The organism is Paenibacillus illinoisensis NBRC 15959, from assembly GCF_004000925.1.
Lineage (GTDB): Bacteria > Bacillota > Bacilli > Paenibacillales > Paenibacillaceae > Paenibacillus > Paenibacillus illinoisensis.
The window spans coordinates 14,293-36,365 of record NZ_BIME01000019.1 but is presented as its reverse complement, the minus strand read 5'-3'; the positions used below and the strand labels follow the sequence as shown (position 1 = coordinate 36,365).

Annotated in this window: 18 protein-coding genes; 14 read left to right on the top strand and 4 right to left on the bottom strand. The window is 48.8% G+C overall.

The genetic code is table 11. The annotated features are described in order from the left end of the window. Positions 1 to 164 precede the first annotated feature (164 nt). The 5 genes from argB to argH all read left to right on the top strand — a co-directional run bounded on the left by argB (position 165) and on the right by argH (position 6,544). Entirely contained in the window at positions 165 to 1,004 is an 840-nt protein-coding gene (gene argB, locus PIL01S_RS28065) for an acetylglutamate kinase (RefSeq protein ID WP_127541005.1), read from the top strand. 275 nt (positions 1,005 to 1,279) lie between these two features. Then, positions 1,280 to 2,536, top strand: coding sequence for an aspartate aminotransferase family protein (locus PIL01S_RS28060; RefSeq protein ID WP_127541003.1), 1,257 nt, complete (start codon positions 1,280 to 1,282; stop codon positions 2,534 to 2,536). A 201-nt stretch (positions 2,537 to 2,737) separates the two neighbouring features. Then, the gene (gene argF / locus PIL01S_RS28055) at positions 2,738 to 3,703 is read left to right on the top strand and encodes an ornithine carbamoyltransferase (RefSeq protein WP_095359908.1); all 966 of its coding nucleotides are present in this window, start codon (positions 2,738 to 2,740) and stop codon (positions 3,701 to 3,703) included. Positions 3,704 to 3,796: 93 nt separating this feature from the next. Continuing rightward, a complete protein-coding gene (locus tag PIL01S_RS28050; protein ID WP_095291411.1) occupies positions 3,797 to 5,032 on the top strand; it encodes an argininosuccinate synthase in 1,236 nt (411 codons plus the stop codon). 108 nt (positions 5,033 to 5,140) lie between these two features. Continuing rightward, the gene (gene argH / locus PIL01S_RS28045) at positions 5,141 to 6,544 is read left to right on the top strand and encodes an argininosuccinate lyase (RefSeq protein WP_127541049.1); all 1,404 of its coding nucleotides are present in this window, start codon (positions 5,141 to 5,143) and stop codon (positions 6,542 to 6,544) included. Positions 6,545 to 7,123: 579 nt separating this feature from the next. Here the strand turns inward: argH and PIL01S_RS28040 are convergent. Together PIL01S_RS28040 and PIL01S_RS28035 are read right to left on the bottom strand one after the other, a co-directional pair. Then, a complete protein-coding gene (locus PIL01S_RS28040) occupies positions 7,124 to 8,221 on the bottom strand; it encodes an HD-GYP domain-containing protein (RefSeq protein ID WP_127541001.1) in 1,098 nt (365 codons plus the stop codon). 454 nt (positions 8,222 to 8,675) lie between these two features. Then, positions 8,676 to 9,464 (bottom strand): alpha/beta hydrolase, encoded by a 789-nt coding sequence (locus PIL01S_RS28035; protein WP_127540999.1) that lies wholly within the window; start codon positions 9,462 to 9,464, stop codon positions 8,676 to 8,678. Positions 9,465 to 9,760: 296 nt separating this feature from the next. Here PIL01S_RS28035 and PIL01S_RS28030 point away from each other — a divergent pair, with 296 nt between their 5' ends. From PIL01S_RS28030 to PIL01S_RS28015, 4 genes are all read left to right on the top strand, one after another. After that, on the top strand, positions 9,761 to 10,384 hold the full coding sequence (locus PIL01S_RS28030) for a YhbD family protein (protein ID WP_127540997.1): 624 nt from the start codon (positions 9,761 to 9,763) through the stop codon (positions 10,382 to 10,384). Positions 10,385 to 10,398: 14 nt separating this feature from the next. Beyond that, entirely contained in the window at positions 10,399 to 11,124 is a 726-nt protein-coding gene (locus tag PIL01S_RS28025) for a polymer-forming cytoskeletal protein (protein ID WP_164764366.1), read from the top strand. 33 nt (positions 11,125 to 11,157) lie between these two features. After that, on the top strand, positions 11,158 to 11,850 hold the full coding sequence (locus PIL01S_RS28020) for a hypothetical protein (RefSeq protein ID WP_127540993.1): 693 nt from the start codon (positions 11,158 to 11,160) through the stop codon (positions 11,848 to 11,850). A gap of 72 nt (positions 11,851 to 11,922) precedes the next feature. After that, entirely contained in the window at positions 11,923 to 13,488 is a 1,566-nt protein-coding gene (locus PIL01S_RS28015) for an MDR family MFS transporter (RefSeq protein WP_127540991.1), read from the top strand. 80 nt (positions 13,489 to 13,568) lie between these two features. Here the strand turns inward: PIL01S_RS28015 and PIL01S_RS28010 are convergent, their stop codons facing one another. Next, positions 13,569 to 14,999 (bottom strand): VanW family protein, encoded by a 1,431-nt coding sequence (locus PIL01S_RS28010; protein WP_127540989.1) that lies wholly within the window; start codon positions 14,997 to 14,999, stop codon positions 13,569 to 13,571. A gap of 252 nt (positions 15,000 to 15,251) precedes the next feature. On the opposite strand from PIL01S_RS28010, the gene ftsE reads away from it, so the two are divergent. The 5 genes from ftsE to PIL01S_RS27985 all read left to right on the top strand — a co-directional run bounded on the left by ftsE (position 15,252) and on the right by PIL01S_RS27985 (position 21,304). After that, positions 15,252 to 15,938 (top strand): cell division ATP-binding protein FtsE, encoded by a 687-nt coding sequence (gene ftsE, locus PIL01S_RS28005; protein ID WP_095291427.1) that lies wholly within the window; start codon positions 15,252 to 15,254, stop codon positions 15,936 to 15,938. Further along, the gene (gene ftsX, locus PIL01S_RS28000; RefSeq protein WP_127540987.1) at positions 15,928 to 16,845 is read left to right on the top strand and encodes a permease-like cell division protein FtsX; all 918 of its coding nucleotides are present in this window, start codon (positions 15,928 to 15,930) and stop codon (positions 16,843 to 16,845) included. Before ftsE ends, ftsX begins: the two co-directional genes overlap by 11 nt. A 185-nt stretch (positions 16,846 to 17,030) precedes the next feature. After that, positions 17,031 to 18,308, top strand: a complete 1,278-nt coding sequence (locus PIL01S_RS27995; RefSeq protein ID WP_127540985.1) for a murein hydrolase activator EnvC family protein — start codon at positions 17,031 to 17,033, stop codon at positions 18,306 to 18,308. 133 nt (positions 18,309 to 18,441) lie between these two features. Continuing rightward, entirely contained in the window at positions 18,442 to 19,893 is a 1,452-nt protein-coding gene (locus tag PIL01S_RS27990; protein WP_127540983.1) for a S41 family peptidase, read from the top strand. Positions 19,894 to 19,978: 85 nt separating this feature from the next. Continuing rightward, positions 19,979 to 21,304: a PDZ domain-containing protein gene (locus tag PIL01S_RS27985; protein ID WP_127540981.1), complete on the top strand. Its 1,326-nt coding sequence runs from the start codon at positions 19,979 to 19,981 to the stop codon at positions 21,302 to 21,304. Positions 21,305 to 21,363: 59 nt separating this feature from the next. Here PIL01S_RS27985 and PIL01S_RS27980 read toward each other — a convergent pair whose 3' ends face one another. Next, positions 21,364 to 22,059 carry a response regulator gene (locus tag PIL01S_RS27980; RefSeq protein WP_127540979.1) on the bottom strand — a complete coding sequence of 232 codons (696 nt, stop codon included), beginning with the start codon at positions 22,057 to 22,059 and terminating at the stop codon, positions 21,364 to 21,366. Between the last annotated feature and the right edge of the window lie 14 nt (positions 22,060 to 22,073).

Genomic DNA, 22,073 nt, shown 5'->3' with positions numbered 1-22,073 from the left:
AATCTGAAGAAGCGAAGCGCTCGCCTTTATCCCCAGATTTTACCCTTAGAAAAGGGATCAAAAAATCTGGGGATAACAGCGATCGGAAGATGGTGCTGCAATCGGAGTGGCAAATGTAAAGGTTTGTTTTTATATAGAACAAAAACACGAAAGGAGTGCTCCTCATGAATTCAACATTGCAAAATGAGAGTGCCGGAGTGGAAAAGGGTACGGAAAAGCAGACGTTTGTCATGAAATGCGGAGGCAGCACGCTCGCAGCTTTGCCAGAATCCTTTTTTGCGGATTTGCGTGACTTGCAGTCCCAGGGAACCCAGCCCGTCATCGTGCATGGTGGAGGCCCGGCAATATCGGAGAATCTGGCGAAGCTGGGCATTGAAACCGAGTTCGTGAATGGACTCCGCAAAACAACGGAACCCGTGCTGGATGTCGTGGAGATGGTGCTGGCCGGGAGCATTAACAAACAGATCGTGCGCCTGATAGAGCGCGTCGGAGGACATGCGCTGGGCTTGTCCGGCGTAGACGGTGGTTTAATCCAAGCTAAACCTGTGGCAAATCATGCAGAGATCGGCTGGGTTGGAGACGTAACTGGCGTTCAAGCAGAAATCATTCAAGGCATTGTGAACATGGGATACATGCCTGTGATTGCGCCAGTGGGCGTGGATGCAACCGGACAACGGTATAATATCAATGCGGACACAGCAGCAGGTGCGGTAGCTTCCCACCTCGGTGTAAGCCGGATGATCGTTGTGACGGATGTACCTGGTATTATGAAGACCATCAACGGGGAGAAAAAAGTACTGCCATCGGTCTCTGTACAAGAAATCGAAGACATGATTCAAACCGGAGAAATCTACGGCGGCATGATCCCTAAGGTGCGCGCAGCGATTGCTTGCATTCATGGCAAAGTACGTGAAGTGATCATCGTGGACGGAAGCGAGCCACAGATCCTGAGCCGCGTGCTGAAGGGCGAAACGATCGGAACCCGAATTATCCGCATGCAATAAGGGGAATTTCAAAACAGATAGATTAATATTCTGTACGGATTTATATAAGTTGAATAGCAACGTTACACAAGAACGTAGAGTGCAGAACCAATCTGGAGAAGCAGCGCGTTCGCGTTTATCCCCGGATGTTAACCACTAAAAAAATTAGATCAAAAAGATCCTGAGATAACAGCGATCGGAAGATGGTGCTGCAATCGGAGTGGCTCTGTGTAGGTTGGTTTGTCTTATATGGAGTACCGGTATACTTACAAAAAGGAATAGGAGTGTGAAAGGTGATGGCAAAAGGCAATGAACAGCCAGGTTCTGGCACAGCAGTAGCGGGAGCAGCAGCAACAGGTGCAGCGGCACAGACGGAAAGCTCTCTTTTCCAAACGTATGCGCGTTATCCAATCAGTCTGGTCAAGGGTAAAGGCAGCTGGTTATGGGATGATCAGGGCAACCGTTATCTCGACTTCATGTGCGGACTCGCTGTAACGAGCCTTGGCCATGCACCGGAGAAAGTGGGAGCCAAGCTGAAAGCTCAGATCGATGAGCTGTGGCATGTCTCCAACCTGTTCCAAATTCCGGGCCAGGAGAAAGCAGCCGCGTTGCTGACAGCCAATACATGTGCCGATGCGGTGTTCTTCTGCAACAGTGGCGCGGAAGCCAATGAGGCAGCGATCAAGGTCGCACGTCGTTATCACCAGAAGGTGAAAGGGAACGACCGTTATGAAGTGATTACGTTTGCCCAGTCCTTCCACGGACGGACACTCGCAACACTGACTGCAACAGGGCAGGATAAGGTGAAAGAAGGATTTTTGCCATTGCCAGCCGGATTCGTTACTGTCCCTTTGCATGATATTGCAGCACTGGAAGCGGCGATTGGCCCTAAAACAGCAGCGATTATGCTGGAAATGGTTCAAGCCGAGGGCGGTGTATATCCGGTTGAACCGGAATTCGTCAAGCATGTACGGAAATTGTGTGACGAGCATGGCCTCTTGTTAATCGTAGACGAAGTACAGACCGGAATGGGACGTACAGGCAAGCTGTTTGCACATGAACACTATGGCATTGAGCCAGATGTGTTTACGGTAGCCAAAGGGATCGGCAGCGGTTTCCCAGTGGGCGCGATGCTGGGTAAAGGTTTCCTGCGGGATGCATTTACGCCAGGCAGCCATGCGACGACATTCGGGGGTACGCCACTAGCTTCGTCCGTGGTGATTGCCACGATTGAAACGATGCTGGAAGATCGCTTGCCTGAGCGCGCTGCTGAGATGGGTGACTATCTGATGAGCTCCCTGCGGAACCGTTTGGCAGGCAATTCATTTGTGAAGGAAGTTCGCGGATTGGGGCTTCTGGTCGGAATCGAATGTGCAGAACCGGTAGGCGATATTGTTTTGGCCGGACAGAAACGCGGCATCCTGTTCGTCAACGCAGGGCCGAATGTCATTCGTCTGCTTCCGAATCTATATGTCAGCAAGGAAGAGATTGATGAAGCGGTATCCCTGGTAGCAACGTTGATTGAAGAGCACGCAGCAACGAAGAAGGCCTAATCCATTTTGACAAAATGAAAGCTTGCTGTACCGGGGCCTTTCATGGCCCTGGCGCAGAACTAGATGATGAATCCCTGTAGCCGCGCGGAGAACCTGCGGAAGATAAAGTAAGCCATAGGCTACCTGAACGTGCGCTGCCACGGCTGCTCTCTTCTGCCCGAGCGGGTGCAGGGAACCGGATATAAGGAGGACAACATTCACATGACAGCACAACAAACGGAGAAAATCCAGAAGATTGATCTTAGAGGCCGTGACTTTATTGAGTTTACGGATTACACAGCCGAAGAGATCCGCTACTTGCTGGACTTGGCCATTGAGATCAAAGGCAAGCAAAAAAACGGTGTAGCCTATCAGCCGCTGAAAGGTAAAACGATTGGACTTATTTTTGAAAAATCATCCACACGTACGCGTGTATCCTTCGAAGTAGGCATGTTCCAGCTGGGTGGACACGCGCTCTTCTTGAGCAAAAACGATATCCAGCTCGGTCGCGGAGAGACAACCCATGATACGGCTAAAGTATTGTCCCGCTACCTGGATGGCATCATGATTCGTACCTTTGGACACCATAATGTAACTGAATTGGCGGAGCATGCCGATATCCCGGTCATTAACGGCCTGAGCGATGCCGCTCATCCGTGCCAAGTACTGGCGGACTTCCAAACGGTATTGGAGCACAAAGGCAAACTGGCTGGCCTGAAAATGGCTTATGTCGGTGATGGTAACAACATGGCTCACTCTCTCATGCTGGGTGCAGCGAAGATGGGAATGCATGTTGCTGTAGCGACGCCAAAAGGGTATGAGCCGGATAGCGCAGTGGTAGAGCAAGCGCGCAGCATTGCGAAGGAAAGTGGTTCTGAAGTGACTGTGACGTACAGTGCTCAGGAAGCTGTGAAGGATGCGGATATCGTTTATACCGATGTCTGGGCAAGCATGGGCTTTGAAGAGGAGCAAAAGGTTCGTGAGCAGGCTTTTGCTGCGTACCAGGTTGATGAGGAACTGATGAAAGGCGCGAAGCCAGATTACATGTTCCTGCATTGTTTGCCGGCACACCGCGGAGAAGAAGTAAGCGCGGGTGTAATTGATGGGCCTAACTCCCTGATCTTTGATCAGGCAGAGAACCGGCTGCATGCACAAAAGGCCTTGATGGCCGCGTTAATGAGCGAATAGCCGCTGTTTGCCTAAATGAGTTGATTTTAGGCGCAGGGTTAGCGATGATAGATAAAAGTTTATAGTAATTGAATTTGGGGAGGACCAACGAACATGGCTAAGGAAAAAATCGTACTCGCCTACTCCGGCGGGTTGGACACATCTGTAATTTTGAAATGGTTGAAAGAAACCTATGATGCAGAGATTATCGCATTTACTGCAGATATCGGACAAAAGGATGAGCTGGACGGCCTGGAAGAAAAAGCACTCGCTACCGGCGCTTCCAAAGTATATATCGACGATCTGCGCGACGAGTTCGCGAAAGATTTCATCTACCCGATGTTCCAAGCGGGTGCTTTGTATGAAGGACAATACCTGCTCGGCACAAGTATCGCTCGTCCGCTGATTGCTAAACGTATGGTTGACATCGCTCGTGCAGAAGGTGCTACTGCGATCGCTCACGGCGCTACGGGCAAAGGAAATGACCAAGTTCGTTTCGAGTTGAACGCGGCTGCGCTGACACCAGACGTTCAAGTCATTGCGCCATGGCGTTTGGAAGAATTCCGCAACCAGTTCCCGGGACGTGCCGAGATGATTGCTTATGCAGAGAAACACGGTATTCCGGTAACGGCATCTGCTGCTAAGCCTTACTCCACAGACCGTAACCTGCTGCATATCAGCTATGAGAGCGGTGTGCTTGAAGATCCTTGGTTTGACCCAAGCACGGACGAGAACAAAGACATGTTCCTGCTCAGCAACGCACCGGAAGATGCACCAGATCAAGCGGAATACGTTGAACTGGAATTCGAACAAGGCAACTGCGTAGCACTGAATGGTGAACGTCTGAGCCCGCTGCAAGTGATGGAGCAATTGAACGAGCTGGGTGGCAAACACGGAATTGGCCGTGTCGATATGGTTGAGAACCGTTTTGTCGGCATGAAGAGCCGCGGCGTGTATGAGACACCAGGTGGAACGATCCTGTTTACAGCACATCGTAAAATGGAATCCATCACGATGGACCGTGAAGTCATGAACCTACGTGATAGTCTGATCACCCGTTACAGCACACTCGTGTACAATGGCTTCTGGTTCGCACCGGAACGTCTGGCACTGCAAGCTCTGGTAAGCGAAAGCCAGAAGAACGTAACAGGCACCGTGCGTGTAAAACTGTACAAAGGCAACATCATTGGCGCAGGCGTGAAAAGCCCTGTCAGCCTGTACAACCCGGACATCGCTACGATGGAAGCTGATCCAACACAAGCATATGATCAAGGGGATGCAACCGGCTTTATCCGCCTGAACGCCCTGCGTCTGAAAGTTAATTCCGGCGTTGAACAAAACAAGAAATAATTCTTTTAAATAGCGTCATATCATGACCAATATCACTTTACAGGGCAGGCCGTTCTTGCACATCGGGCAGGGGCGGCTTTGTCCATGAACGAAAGGGGAGAACTCACCGTGAGCAAGCTGTGGGGAGGACGTTTTACCAAACAAACCAATCATCTGGTTGAGGAATACACGGCATCAATCAACTTTGACAAAGCTTTGGCTGAGGAAGATATCCAAGGAAGTCTCGCCCATGTAACCATGCTGGGCAAATGCGGCATTTTGCCTGCGGAAGATGTGGAAACGATCAAGGAAGGTCTGATTACAGTACTGCACAAAATTCGTGCAGGCGAAGTGGAATTCTCTGTTTCAGATGAAGACATCCACATGAATATTGAGAAAAACCTGATCGAAACCATTGGCCCTGTCGGTGGCAAATTGCACACAGGTCGCAGTCGGAATGACCAGGTGGCAACAGACATGCACTTGTACCTGCGTGAGCGTGTAGTTGGTTTTGTCGGTATGCTGCATGCGCTGCAGGAGGCGTTGATCGGACAGGCCAAGGACAACTTGGATACAATCGTACCGGGCTATACCCATCTTCAACGTGCACAACCCATTCTGTTCGCACATCACCTGATGGCGTATGTCTCCATGTTCCAACGGGATGCAGAGCGTCTGATGGACAGCTACAAACGGATTAACGTTCTGCCGCTGGGTGCAGGTGCACTTGCAGGAACAACATTCCCGATTGACCGCCACTTCGTGGCTGAGCAGCTCGGCTTCGACGGTGTGTACGAGAACAGTCTGGACGCGGTTAGTGATCGTGACTTTATCGTGGAGTTCCTGGCAGCTGCTTCCCTGATCATGACTCACCTGTCCCGTCTGAGTGAAGAACTGGTGCTGTGGAGCAGTACCGAATTTGGTTTTGTTGAACTGGACGATGCATTCTGCACAGGCAGCAGCATTATGCCGCAGAAAAAGAATCCGGATGTACCGGAGCTTGTTCGTGGTAAAACCGGACGTGTATACGGCAACCTGATCGGATTGCTGACCGTCTTGAAATCTCTTCCTCTGGCCTACAACAAAGACATGCAGGAAGACAAGGAAGGCATGTTCGATACGGTCGCTACACTGGAAGGCGCGCTGCAATTGTTCGCACCGATGATTGCAACGATGAAAGTGAACAAGGACCGGATGCGCCAAGCGGTGAACCAGGACTTCTCCAACGCAACGGATATTGCAGACTTCCTCGTGGGCGAAGGCTTGCCTTTCCGTCAGGCGCATGAAGTCATCGGTAAAACGGTGCTGTACTGCATCCAGAACGGCAAGTATTTGCTGGATCTGAGCATTGATGAGTTCCGTCAGTTCTCCCCGCTGTTCGACGACCGCATCTACGATGTGCTCCAACCGGAAGCGGTGGTTAACGCACGTAACGTCTATGGTGGCACAGCTTCTGGACAAGTGGCTGAAGCCATCGGACGCAGTGAAAAGGTGCTGGAAATTACGGCGCAATGGATCACAAGCCGCGGCTAACGCCACGGCTGCTATGCATTGTTTATAAGGAAGGAACGCCTTCTTAAAACCCCTCAGGCTGGAGTGGGTAAGAGATTCTGTTACATGAACTCTTACTGCAAGACCTGAGGGGCTTTTTTTTTCATTTCAGGAGATTATACACCCGTGTTTAAACTGAAGTTCCAGCAGAAAGGTGCATTCATCTATGTATGGTTAGGAAGGGAAGAGTGGGCTAGGATCTGTCATTCCAGGATAATGAATATTTAGAATTTGTGCTAAGTCCTTTAGTGACTTTGGAGCTGTGTGTTATATTCCTTTCCGAATTCTTGGATCTTTCAGACTCAGATAGCTCCATTAACAAGGTTTTCAGCGTGTTAAACGTTTGAAGTCCAATGTACTTCAGAAGCCGTATCTCCTTCTCACTTGCGTTAACAATGTCTTCAATGCAATCATAACCGTTCCTTCGCAGAATGTTGATTAACTTTTTTATTGTGTTTTCAGGAAATAATTCAGCATCAGCAACTTCCAACAGACATGAAATATCCCTGGATAGGGTTCTGTCATCTAACGATAATCGATCTCCTAATGTCACCATTTTCATCACCCGATGATTTCCTTTACAGTTATGGTCGTTGTTTTAGTCAGATCAAGGAAATCCTGATTATCTAGTGCGATTAAAGGGCGAGTTGGGTAATTTCTATCGACGAGAACGATTTTACCTTGTCTCCCATCAGATAACAAAACTTCACAACCAAGTTGGGATGCCATTAATGATTCCAAAAAGGTTAGCCCGATCTGGGATTCCAGACGATTATCCATAATTTCTTCGTGAATCATATGGACTACATTGAAGAAGGGGTGGGCTTCTCTGTATGGACGAGGGGATATCATGGCCATATAAATATCAGCAATAGCGACTATTTTGCTCAGAGGGTCGATCTGATCTCCTTTTAAACGATGTGGATAACCACTGCCATCTTCTCTCTCGTGATGCTCAAGTGCAACCAGTGCTACGCGAGGACTTGCCATAGAGTTCTTCAACATATCATGTCCCCAGATCGTATGCTGTTTCATGATTTCATACTCGTTTGCGTTGAATCTGGACGTTTTGTTCACTAAATCCGAAGGAAGTTTGGTTGAACCGATATCATATAGAGTTGCTGCAGTAGTCAATGTTTTTAATTCCTGTTCATCCAAGCGAAGTTGTTTTCCCAGCTTGGTTGCAATGAATGCAACCCCCATGTTGTGGGTGTAGCGAAAATCCCGTGTTCCCTTTAGCTCTGAAAGGAGTCGAAACAAACTCGCTGAATTCGATGTGTCCATGATAACCGAAGTTAGTTTATCTTCAACTTCTTCAATATCCACTGTTCCGGTTAGTTCAAGGCTGTCTTTCATCCCTTTAAGATAGGACTCCGTTTGCTGAATAAGCTCTTTGGTTGGGATAGAAGGGAAATGAATACGTGGCTGATTGATATTGTCTTGGTTGTGCATATGTATCTGATCATTCGTTTCTTCATCCACTTCGTTAACTTCCAATGCCGACTCTACATCCAGAATATGAATGTTGAATTTTTTTAGTTTGTCTATATGTTCAGGAAGCAGAAGGGTACCCTTTGCTATGAGAAGAACACCTCTAACATCGGTAATATTTTGTTTCAAATGTTTCCCTACTAAGTCATCGTAATCCTTAAACTCCATGTAGACTTCCCCCGATTTTTATGTATTATATGTATGTGCTTCTCTCATCTATAGAAAAGAAAGAGATGCTAAATAACTTAAATATAGAGTATGCAGTAACTTTATTCGGTTTAATTTTATTAGTTAATATGGCTCATCTTATATCTTCGTCATAATCACATTTTTATGTTATGGTACTTTCGGTACATTTAACAACGAGAATCAATTGATACTAATTACTCAATTAAACCAAATATATGAGACGTTAGAAGGATGGGTTAGTGACGTGTAGTTCTAGTGTCTTGTATATTTCAAGCCAAATACCCGCTTTCTTTAGTAAGAAAAGCGGGTACGCAAATTAAGATTATTAAATCTAGAACAAACATTTTTGTTTAGTGGAAATAAAAGAGAATATGATTACATGTAAGCAGTAAATCCTCTTACTTTCTTTCATTGCTACGAGGCGCGCTCCCCTTTAGTTCCGTTCAGGCAGTGGCAGCCATCGAAGCACATTCTGAATCTTCTCATCCCAGTATGCCCAGTCATGTCCGCCAGGTCCTTCTTCATAGGTCAACTGAAAATCGGTCTGTGCACAAGCCTCACGGAAAGATTGGTTCTCCTCATACAGGAAATCTTCCGTTCCGCAGCATTGATATAGAAGTGGACGTGGCCCCTGGCTTGCCTGACTTTCTTTTAGCAAATGAAGCAGATCATTCTCCGAGCCCTTGATCTCTGGTCCGAAGATGCGCTCCATTTCGGTCTGCTGCAATGCGGAGAGAATTTTGTTATCCATATGTGCAGCCATATCCAGAGCCCCTGATAAGCTTGCTGCGGCGGCATATTGCTCCGGTTTGCGCAGGGCCAGTTTGAATGCCCCGTAACCACCCATGGACAAGCCGGCAACGTAGTTGTCTTCCCGTTTGGAAGACAGCGGGAAGAAGGAGCGTGCCAGGGCAGGCAGCTCTTCGCTGATGAACGTCCAGTAACGTCCACCTTCGGCCATATCCGTATAGAAGCTGCGATGCACTTGCGGCATGACAACAGCGATTCCGAGGTTTGCCACATAACGTTCAATGGATGTCCGGCGCAGCCAGATGGAATCATCATCCGATAGGCCATGCAGCAAATACAGCGTAGGATGAAGTCCTTTGCCCGAAACGTTATCCATTCCAATCTGATTATGGGTCTGCTGTGGCAGAATAACATGCATGCTCGTGCTGAGTCCTAGCGTGTCGGAGTAAAAATCACATTTAATGAGTGCCATCTCTACAAAGTAACCCCTTTCATGAATTCATTAACTGAATGTCCTGCCTGAGTTGAATGCGGTCACAGTTAATGGCTCCTTCGATTCTATCACACAGGTTATACCCAAACCCCGTCCATTGCAACAACAACATTCATAGCTAAAGAAAGTGATGTATTAACTGGGCTCAGGTAGCGTCCAATAAAAAGTTAGGTAGGTAGCGGTTAATTGAGGTTCATGTTGAGCAAAATGATTTCTATGCTTCACAACGTAACAATGTTATGTTACACTGACATCAACACAAAGGGGGACCATATATGACGGATGAATTGATCTCCAAAAAAGACTTGCTGGACCTTACGGGGATTTCCTATGGTCAGTTATACCGCTGGAAGCGGAAAAACCTGATTCCGGAAGAATGGTTTATTCGGAAGTCTTCATACACGGGTCAGGAAACTTTTTTTCCTAAACAGCAGATTCTGACACGTATCGATAAGATTCTCAATATGAAGGATGGATTATCACTGGATGAGCTGGCAGATGTGTTTTCGCCCACACTGGGTGAGGTTGAAATGTCTGCAGAGCAATTAATGGATCGAAACATTGTTTCATTACCTTCGCTTGAATTGGTAAAAGAGGCAGGACGGGAACAACCCATGTATGCTCTGGAGCAGATTATGATGCTCTATGTCCTCGAGAAGCTGCTGCTTAGCGGGGATATTACCCGTCAGGAGGGCTCATTGCTGATAGATGTCATGTCTGAGCATTATTACCGTTTTGCAAACAGAGCAAGTGAGCTGCTGCTAATTCGCAAGATGGGCGTACCGACATTCATGCTTACTGGTTCAGGATCAGAGCTTTATTTTGATCAGAGCGTCAAAGTGGTACTGAGACTTCCGCTGGGCACGTTTATGGAAGAGCTGAAACTCAAATTGGGATAAAGGGGAGAATGGACATGGAAGAACGTCATTTGAGAAATGATCTGAATGTATCAGGCTTGAGTCAAACAGCAGGTGGAGCCTTTCACCGGGTTTCCATTGATGGCATGGCCAAAGTAAACGGCAATCTGGATTGTACCTCCTTGAGTGTGAATGGGACGTTGAAGATGCACGGAGCCTTAAGTGCGGAAAGTGCAACCATCAACGGCATGTGCACGCTGAATGGCCCCTTGAACAGCTCCCGTGTTCGTGTGGATGGCCTGACAACCATTCATGGAAATCTCATTAGTCCTGAGCTTGAAGTAAACGGCAAGTGTACCGTACGTGGACGAGTGGATGGAGAACGCATCGATATTGGCGGCATGATCACTATTGATGGTGATGTGCAATGTGAGTCCCTGAACGTACAGGGCAATATCAAAATCAGTGGCTTTCTGAATGCAGGATCCGTTGAGATCAAGCTGCATACATCTTCTTCAGCCAAAGAGATTGGCGGAGAACGTATTGATATTCGTCGGAAGGAACAAAGTGGCTTTTGGAAAAGTATCGGTCTGGGCGGTACACCCTCCTTCAAAACATCCTTAATTGAAGGGGATGAGATCATATTGGAAGATACGGAGGCTGATATTGTTCGTGGCAGCAAAGTGTATATCGGCCGTGGCTGCAGCATCAAACTTGTTGAATACTCAGGCGAGCTTGAGATTGATCCTGATGCCAAGGTGGGCAGCAGCCAGCGCATTTAAGTGGGATTTATAGAGAAAGGAATGGGATGCGACTTGAATAACCATAACGTTAGTCCATCAGACAAGAGAAATGACATCAGCATTATCGGTGAAGGAAGCTCCGCTGGCGGTGTGTACGGCAAGGTCAAGGTTGTAGGAGATTCCTCCTTTAACAATGACTTATATTGTGATCAATTCAAATGTACGGGCACGTCGGTCATCTACGGATCTCTTGAATCAGACGATATTAAAATTACGGGAACTCTAACCCTAACAGAACGAGCTGTCGGCCCTGAAGATGAGAGTGGGAGTGACGTATCCGGCTTACATGCAAAAGCTGAAAAAATGAAAGTGGTAGGTGAGTTTCATCTACCGGGTGACTGTCAGGCGGAGAATCTCAAACTCAATGGTCGTTTTACGGTCGGAGGTATGCTTACCGCAGAAGAAATGACACTTAAAATCATGGGTCCGTCTGAAGCGAGGGAGATTGGCGGTTCAATCATCTCTGTCAAGAGTGGCCGGGGAAAGCTGCTCGAAGGTTTATTTGCGAATAATCAATCGATTCTCACGGTAAACATGATTGAAGGAGATGACATTGAGTTAGAGAACACGGTAGCCGAGGTTGTCCGGGGAGATAAAATAAAAATTGGGCCAGGCTGCCGAATTGGTACAGTTGAATACCGTTCATCTCTGCAGATCCATTCACAATCCGAAGTTTTGGTTCAGCGCAATCGGTCCGTGGACTGATTATTGGGGGCGGCTTTTCGGATATACTATTTCAGTCATATGAATAGAGCGTGAATGGAGAGATTGAGTACAATGGTTGCACGTAAAAACAGTATTGGATTGGTGCTGGCAGGGCTGCTGCTCAGCATACTGATGGCTTCGATGGATAACACCATCGTGGCAACGGCGATGGGGGATATCGTCGGGAAGCTGGGTGGCCTCGACAAATTCGTTTGGGTGACTTCAGCTTACATGGTCGCCGAGATGGCAGGGATGCCGATCTTCGGTAAATTGTCCGACATGTATGGACGGAAGAAGTTTTTTGTATTCGGAATTATCGTGTTTATGCTTGGTTCGGCGTTATGTGGAACAGCAACATCCATTGTGGAGCTGACCATGTACAGAGCCATTCAGGGGATTGGTGCAGGTGCCTTGGTGCCGATTGCGTTTACCATCATGTTTGACGTGGTTGCACCGGAAGCGCGGGGCAAGCTTGGCGGATTGTTTGGAGCTGTCTTTGGATTATCCAGCGTATTCGGACCGCTGCTGGGTGCGTACATCACACAGTACGCCACGTGGGAATGGGTATTTTATATTAACCTGCCGCTCGGACTGATTGCGTTTGTGTTTATTGCGTTTTTCTACAAGGAATCTCACCAGCATCAATCCCAGCAGATTGACTGGCTGGGTGCAGTGACACTGATTGGTGCTGTAGTATGTCTGATCTTCGGCCTCGAACTTGGTGGCAAAACGTATGCATGGAACTCGTGGCAAATTCTCGGTTTGTTCGCCGGATTTGCAGTGCTGGCGCTGCTGTTCGTATTTGCCGAATCAAGAGCGAAGGAACCGATTATATCCTTTAACATGTTCCGCAACCGCGTGTACTGGTCCAGTAATGTCATTGCCATGTTCAGTGGTGCGGCATTTATCACGGCGTCGGTGTACATTCCCATCTTCATACAGGGTGTGCTCGGGGGTAAAGCGACCAATTCGGGTCTTGTGCTGCTGCCTATGATGCTTGGGTCAGTCATCACCGCTTCGATGGGCGGGGTGCTGATGACCAAGATCAAGTATCGGAACATTATGATCCCGACACTGGCGCTGCTGGTGCTCGGCCTTGGGTTACTGACGACACTGGACGAAAGCTCGTCGCTCTGGACGATCCGCGTATTTATGGTGCTCGTTGGTCTGGGTGTGGGAGCTTCGTTCTCCGTGCTCAGCAATGCGGCCATGAATGCTTTCGAACCACAGAGACGTGGTGCCGCTAGTTCTACGCTTAACTTTTTGCGGTCCCTCGGGATGACGATGGGGATTACAATCTTTGGGATTGTTCAGAGCCAGGTATTTACGCGCAAAATGAACGATGCCCTAGCCGGTTCGGCTGCAGAAGCGGGCGGTGCAGGAGCCGGAGTGCCAGCAGGCAGCATGCCGGAGGGCTTGAATCTGAGCGACCCGCACGCCTTGCTCTCTCCGGAGCTTAGACAGGCCATTCCACCTCAGGTGCTGGAGGCGATCACTCATGCGTTATCCTCCTCGATCGTGCAGTTGTTTGCCTGGGCGGCCATTCCGGCGGCACTGGCTCTGATTGCTGCTTTCTTTATGGGAAAAGAAAAGATGGTGATCGGCGAGGAACAGGGAGAGTACACAGCAGGGCATTAATATGAATTGAACAACAAAGACACACCATTCTATCTCCACGCGGAGCAATAGAGAGGTGTGTCTTTTACTTTGTCCAACTCTTATGGCTGTTTGGTATCACTCACACCGTCCTCTACAACAGAAGGCTCCTGCGGATCTGGCAGGCTGCTATGACCTGAACGTGCGATAAGGCGATCCTGAGCTTTGTAGGTATCTCGCGAAATGGTTTTGGACTCCACCACTTTGCCATCCACCTTCTTGATACGTACGGTTTCCACAATGTAGCCAGGCTGCCCGTTTTGCAAAACCTGCTGGGCACCATCCGGCAGCACATTGCTGGATACATACTTTACAGGGGCGCTTAGCGTTTCGATGGTGTGGGATTCGAGTGCGTAGCTGACATTCTCGGGAAAAGTACCAAAAAATTTGACGGTTAATTGGTGATTCTTCACTTCAGCAAGGATCAACAGGGATTTGCCCGTATTGTTCTTGAAACGGAAATTGATAGCGCCAGAAGCAAAAGTGGCGTCCAGTCCTTTTGGCAAATATTTGACGGGTATCGAATGGTTGCGCCGCTCGACAATATCAAGTCCAGTTAACAAGGCTGCATTGTATACGGTACTGGACACCTGACATATGCCTCCGCCAATCCCGGGGGTGAGACGCCCCCTAACAATAACCGGGGCTTCGCGGAAGCCGTATTCCTTCTCGGCATGTCGAATGATCTTTTCATAGTCGAACATGCCGCCAGGCTCCAAAATCATGCCGTTCACGGATTGTGCTGCTGCACTGACATTATGTATGCGTCCTTCCGTGCTGCTTCCCAGCCCTGTGGAGAACTGGATGATCTTCCGCTCAATGCCTTCCTTGCGTAAAGACTCCACCGTGACTTCAGGCTGCTCGGTGTATAGGGGCAGCTGAATTAACAGTGCGGCGGGTGTGTTCCCATTGTCCAGCACGGTGAAATCGTGGGGAAGCTTCGCCAGCAGCCTGGCCTCTAGTTCATCCCAGGCGATCCGCCGGACGCCCTTCTCCGGGATGTACTGGACCTTGTCGTTTGCGGTGATCCGCCGGACAGCGTCTGCGGGGGTGCCGAAGGTTTCCTTTTCCCAGTCAGGGCTCAAACGTGTTCTAAGGGAGTGGTTATTGTACCGTTGTTCGAGAGGCCATTCCTCCGCAAAATGATAACGGGCATACGCACGTTCCCACACATTCCCTTCCTCCAGCTCATGTACCGCCGCCCGAAAGGCGTCCGCACTGTATTCCGCACCGGCTTCGATCACAGTCATGTTCAGCGTCAGGGAGGGCTCATCCACCTCCAGCGTAACAGGCCAGTCCCCCAGCTTTTTCAAACGTTCGTCCAGTCCCAGAAGCGCCTCACTCCGATTCACGCCGCCGACCTGCCAGCCGCCGACCTGCACCTTACTCGGCAAAGCGGGCTGGTTCACATACATATACAACAATCCGTAGGAAGCGGAGCCGATAAAGAGAATGGAAAACACGACAATGACGGCGAAATGTATTTTTTTCATATCCGTACGCTCCTTTATACTTCTGATGTTCCGCATTTCGTAACACTTTCTATATATATGATCCAATGCAGGAAAACTTTCGGGTACTCAATAGGTAACAAATTTGTTACAATATATTTTATATGTTTCCATCCAGAGGATCGAAATAAGGGTAAAATGGATTGCTCCTGATGAATTTCAGGTCTTTTTAAAGGAATTGCCGGGATTGTGTCGAAATGATAATGGCTAACTATGTGAGCAGGAAGTGATGATGTGATAGAAATGCAGGACGTGTGGAAGACCTACGCCAATGGGACCCACGCATTACAAGGGGTGTCGGTGAAGATCGACCGCAATGAATTTGTGTATATCGTCGGTCCGTCCGGCGCAGGTAAATCAACATTTATGAAACTGATGTACAGAGAAGAAATTCCGACCAAAGGACAAATATCCATCAATGGATTTAATATCGGTAAGTTGAAACCACGCAAGATTCCTTATGTGCGCCGCAACATCGGTGTAGTGTTTCAGGACTTCCGTCTCTTGCCCAAGATGACAGCGTTTGAGAACGTGGCTTTTGCCATGGAGGTTATTGAGGCACCGAAGCGTCACATCAAGAAACGGGTCATGGAAGTGCTCGATCTGGTGGGACTGCGCAGCAAGGCGAATCGTGAACCTTCGCAATTGTCAGGAGGGGAACAGCAGCGTATTGCCATCGCACGGGCGATTGTAAACAATCCGTCAGTGATTATCGCGGACGAGCCTACGGGTAACCTTGATCCGGAAACGTCATGGGGCATTATGCAGCTGCTGGATGAGATCAATTTCAGAGGAACGACGATTGTCATGGCAACCCATAACAAGGATATCGTGAACACGATGCGTAAACGGGTTATCGCGATTGAGCGCGGCCAGATTGTACGGGATCAGATGAGAGGGGAATACGGTTATGAATTTTAGTACTCTCTTGCGCCATATGCGGGAGGGATTCAAAAACGTATTCCGCAATGGCTGGATGTCCGTGGCATCCATCATGTCGATCATCGTGTCGCTGCTGATCCTTGGCGTATTCATGCTGCTGGTACTGAATGTGAACTCCATGGCTAACCAGGTGGACAGTCAGGTAGAGATCAGTACGTTTCTGGAGCTGAATGTGGATGAGGGCCTGCGCAATACGCTGCAGCAGGAGATCAGTGCAATGCCGGAAGTGAGTGAAATTCGCTTTGTTTCCAAGGAAGAGGGACTCAAGGAGTTCCGTGAACGTCTTGGCGACAGTGCGAATAACGTACTGGACGGTTTTGACGTGGATAATAATCCGCTGCCGGAGACGATTGAAGTGGAGGTCATTGAACCGGAAACCGTCACTTTTGTGGCGCAAAAAATTGAAGCCTTGAACGAAAAGCACCCGGAGAAGCCGATCATGAAAGTGAACTACGGCAAGGAAACGGTGGATGTACTGTTTAAATTCACAAGACTTGTCCGGAATATCGGATTTATTTTTGTTGGGGGACTGGCTCTGATGTCCATGTTCCTGATCTCGAATACGATTCGCGTAACGATTCTTGCCCGTCGCCGGGAGATCGGCATCATGAAGCTCGTCGGTGCAACGAATACATTCATTCGCTGGCCTTTCTTTATTGAGGGTGCGCTGATTGGATTCATCGGTTCCATGATTACGGTAGCAGTTTTGTTCTTCGGTTACAGCCGACTGCTGGCTACCATTGGTCAGGATGTATTCATGCAGATGCTTAACCTGATCCCGCTCAGCGACATTTGGTTGCTGTTTGGAACCCTTTTGATCGGACTCGGTGTGCTGGTAGGTATTTTGGGAAGTACACTGTCCATTCGCAAGTCACTTAAGGTTTAATATTTATTACTGAAATTGCAGAAATTGTCGAAAAAGAATGACAAAGCAGGTTCACAATTGGACGCTGTTTGACGATATGTAGGGAAGACGCACTCTTAATTAGATGGAAGAAAGCATAAGAACATGATGTTCACCACCTGTGTAGGTTGCTTTCTTGTGAATTCATAGGATGGGGGATCACCATTTTGAAAAAAACAGCTTCGCTGCTGGCCTTTACGTTATTGGCCGGATTGACGCTTCAACCTTCGGACGGATATGCCAAGAGTAGCATTAGCGACATCGATCAACAGATTAGCCAGCTGGAGAGCAAGGCAGCTGCGGCCAAACAGGAACAGAAAAAGGCTGCTTCCAACAAGAAGGAAGCCCAGCATTACAAGAACAAAACCAACGCCTATCTGAAGGTTGTCATGGAGCAGATCAATGTTGTCAGTGATGAACTGGCGAACGTTTCCCTGGAAATTGAGAACACGGAAGAAGATCTTCGAACGACGAAAAAAGATCTCCAGGCTGCAGAGGAGCGCATTGTCGCAAGGGAGAAACTGCTGGAATCGCGTGTACGTCTGATGTATACCGATGGAGCCGTATCCTATCTGGATGTGTTGCTGTCTTCAACAAGCTTCTCGGATTTCCTGACACGTGCAGATTCGCTGAAAACGATTGTGGATCAGGATCAGCATCTGCTGGATGAGCACAAAAAGGATAAGCAGCTCGTTGTCGACAAAAAGGCTGAACTGGACAAGCAGTATGCGGAAGCCAAAAGCCTATATGCACAAAAGAAACAACGCAAAGCCCAGTTAAATGAAAAGGAACAGGAGAAGCAGGTGCTTCTGGCTTCCTATGATGCTAAAATTGAAGAGTCGGAAGAGCTGACGCAGGAGCAGGAAGATGTGTTGATTCAGATCGCCAGCAAGCGTTCAGCGTTGCTTCAGGAAAAAAACAAACTTCGTGAGCAGCAGGCAGCCGCCGCTGCCAAAGCAAAAGCAGCCGCAGCAGCTCGGGCTGCAGCAGCAGCGAAGGCGCCAACGAAAGTCAGCACAGGCAGCAGTGAACCCGTGTATACCGCGGGCAATGGTATCTTCTCCAAACCGGTATCCGGCGGACGCATTTCCTCGCCATTCGGTCGTCGTACACACCCTATTACGGGTGAAGTAGGCAAGATGCACAATGGTACTGATTTTGCTGTACCTGTGGGAACCTCAGTTCACGCGGCATCAGGCGGTATCGTTATCATGGCAGAGTGGTACAGTGGTTACGGTTATACCGTTATCGTAGACCATGGTGGCGGACTCTGGACATTGTATGGTCACCTGCGTGAAGGCGGATTTAAGGTAAGCAAGGGAGATACAGTGAGCAAAGGCGACCTTATTGCCGAGTCAGGCAACACGGGTAATTCAACCGGACCTCACTTGCACTTCGAAGTTCGTGAAAATGGTACGCCAGTGAATCCAATGAATTACCTGTAATGGATTGACTCTGAAGGAATGGAAAAGACATATTCCGTACAAGCTAGACATATACTAAGCTGGCATGTTCAGGGAATGGATTCGGGCATATGGAATCTGACACGCTTCAAAACTAAAGGCGGTGAGCAAACGGATGATGAAGAAAAGATCGGCGCTGCTGCTTGCCATTGTGGCCCTCCTTGGAGGGAGCCTGCTTACGCTGGTACTGATGAGTTATCCCGGCGTGGCCAATCAGACCACTTCGGGTGAAGGCCTGCTGGCCAGTGTAACCGGCAATACGCAGCAGAAGAACGATTTGAAGAAGATTGAAACCGCAATGGATTTGATCTCAAGCAACTATTATAAAGATGTCGATAAGACCAAGCTGATCGATGGTGCGATCAACGGCATGATGGAATCCCTTGGCGATCCATACTCCAACTACATGGGGCAGGAAACGGCTGCCCAGTTTGAGGAGTCCATTGAAGGATCCTTTACCGGGATCGGGGCCGAGGTATCCTCGCAGGATGGAAACGTCGTTGTCGTATCCCCGATCAAAGGATCACCTGCCGAGAAAGCAGGTATTCGGGCGAAAGATATGATCATGTCTGTGAATGGTGAATCTCTGCAAGGTCTTGAATTAAACAAGGCTGTTAACAAAATCAGAGGTCCAAAGGGCAGTGAAGCCAAGGTCCAAGTGAAGCGCGCCGGTTCTACAGAATTGATTGAATTTACCATTGTGCGTGATGACATTGATCTCGAGACGGTATATGCCCACATGGAGGATAACGGTGTAGGTGTCATTACCATCACCCAATTCTCGCTGAATACCGGAGAACGCTTCAAGGAAGAGCTGGCCAATCTGGAGAAACAGAACATGAAGGGTCTGGTCATTGACGTTCGTAATGATCCGGGCGGCGTATTGCAAGTCGTTATCGACATTGCCGAGCAGTTTGTTCCAAAAGGCAAAGTGATCGTGCAGGTCGAGGACAAAAACGGCAAACGTGAGCAAAGCAAATCGAATGGTTCCAGCAAGTCGTACCCGATTACGGTACTGATGAACAAAGGAAGCGCAAGTGCGTCGGAAATTTTGGCCGGTGCATTGCAGCAGTCTGCAGGCGCAACGCTGGTTGGCGAAAACTCCTTTGGTAAAGGCACGGTACAGACGAGCTATGACAAGCAAATGGGTGATGGCAGCCTGCTGAAAATCACCATTGCGAAATGGCTGACTCCGAATGGAGACTGGATTCATGAAAAAGGCATCAAACCGGATATAGCGGTGAACCAGCCGGATTACTTCTCGGTGGCACCGATTAACAAAGAGAAATTACCTTTGAAATATGACAGCAATAGCACGGATGTGAAAAGTGCGCAGACGATGCTGAGAGGACTCGACTTCAAGCCGGATCGTGTAGATGGATACTATGACCAGAAGACGCAAGAAGCGGTCAAAGCATTCCAGAAACAGAAAGGCATTGAGGTTACCGGCGAGATCGACGAGAAAACCGCTGAATCACTGGAAGCGGCTCTGATTGAACGTATTGCCAATCCTCAATATGATGCACAGCTGAAGCGCGCGATCGAAAATGTCTCAAAGGATATTTAGACCGTCGTGTCGAAGCCATTAAGAAGGCTGATAATCAGCCTTCTTTTTTTCTGAACCGGCTGAAAGAGAGGGGTGACGGGCCATCATGGAATGGGCTTGGCCATGGTTAACAACATTAGGGGAAGCAGTGCTGCAGTTGTTTACTCAGCCGTTTTATTATATTGCAATCATTTTGATCGCACTGATCTATCATCGTCAATTATTACAGGAACGTAGGTTGTTTCATGTTCGTCTGCAAAGTTCCATCACCCAGACGATCCGTGCCTTACTCGGAGGTATCGTCATTGGTATCATCGTCTCGGTAATATCCATCTTCCTCGGGGCGCACCTTACACTTGCCAGTGTCATTTGCATATGGGCCGCCACGTTAGTTCTGGCATTTTTCCGTATTCGCTATCTGTGTTTCGCCTACGCGGCAGGGCTGCTTGGCGTGGTGCAGTTTGGGCTGAACCTGGCCTCAGGCTGGCAGCCGGAGGGATGGCTTGGCAGTATCACGGAGGCATTGCGTGCGCTGGACATGCCTGCCTTATTGGTACTGGCAGCCTTACTGCATCTAGGTGAAGCGATGCTTGTTCGCTTGCAAGGGGTATCCATGGCTTCGCCATTGCTCTTTGAAGGCAAGCGCGGCAAGCTGGTTGGAGGATACCAGCTGCAGCATTTTTGGCCGATTCCGATGCTGATCATGGTACCAGTAACGGGGAGTGGAGCAGAACTCGCCTGGAGTCCTCTCTTGAATGCAGGAGATGGCTATATGTTGATGGCACTTCCGATCCTGCTTGGATTCGGCGAAGTTACGCAGAGTATGCTTCCTGGGCAAAAGGTACAGATATCCGCCAAGCGGCTCTTGCTCTACGGGACAGGCCTGCTTGTGCTCAGTCTCTTGGCGGCGTGGTGGTCACCACTTATGGTGGTTGCCGCTCTGGCAGCATTTATCGGCCATGAATTTCTGGTGTGGTACAGTGGGTTCGAGGAACAGCACCGCAGTCCGGTGTTTGTTCATCCGGTCCATGGCTTGAAGGTGCTTGGCATTATTCCGGATAGCCCTGCTGCAGAGCTGGGCATCGAAGCAGGAGAGACACTCTATAAGGTGAACGGTGTGATGGTAGACTCACCGGAAGAACTGCATCGTGCACTGAGGATGAATCCGGCCTTTTGTAAATTGGAAGTTCGTAACCATCAGGGGGAGAGCAAATTTATGCAGCGGGCCATCTATGAAGGTGAACATCATCAGCTAGGTGTGCTTATGGCTCCGGACAACCATGAAGCTTGGGCAGTGCAGCTGCGTCCGCTGACGTTGTTCCATATCATCACACTCAAATTATTTGCCCGTCGCAAAAATAATCATAATGATGAAGCTCCGCTGGCGCTGCCAGCTCCGAGCGTGAATGAACAAGGATCAGTAGAAATGTAATAAATAAAGGGTACTTCACCGCTTGGAAAGCGAGGGAGTACCCTTTTTGCTATGTGAAGCTAATTCTTCAACATAAAGATGGCGATCTGTGTCCGATCACGCAGGCTTAGTTTTCCGAGAATTTCGGTGACATAATTTTTGACCGTACCTTCACTCAAGAACAGTTTAGCTGCAATTTCCTTGTTGGACAGCCCCTCAGATATCGCTTCTGCAACGGCCAGTTCCGTTCGTGTCAGACCGTAAGTATCAAGAGGTGGTTGTGGATGTGATTGGGGAGCCGCAGACGGACGAAGCAGCCCCGCAAGCTTGCGGGCAATATCGGGGTGAATCAGCATATCACCGTTATGTACTGTTTTGATGCCTTGAATAATTCGGTCGGGGGGTACATTTTTGAGCAAATAACCGCTAGCACCGTTCTGCAGAGCCTGGATAATGTATTCATCGTCGTCAAATGTCGTCAGCATCAGTACACGCATGTCAGGGAAGCGGGACTTGATGATACGGGTACCCTCCACGCCATTGCAGTCCGGCATGCGGATATCCATTAATACAACGTCGGCAGCGGTTCCTGACTCCAGCAGTTCAAGTGCCTCACATCCATTGGATGCCGTGCCCGTGACGATAATGCCAGGATCAAGTCCGAGCAGGACCTTCAGGCTCTCGCGAATAAAAGAGTCATCGTCCGTGAGAATCAGCCGAATGGGCTGGATTTGATCAGCTTCTTTATGTTTACTTGTTTCCATTCGTTCAGACATGAGCAAAATCACTT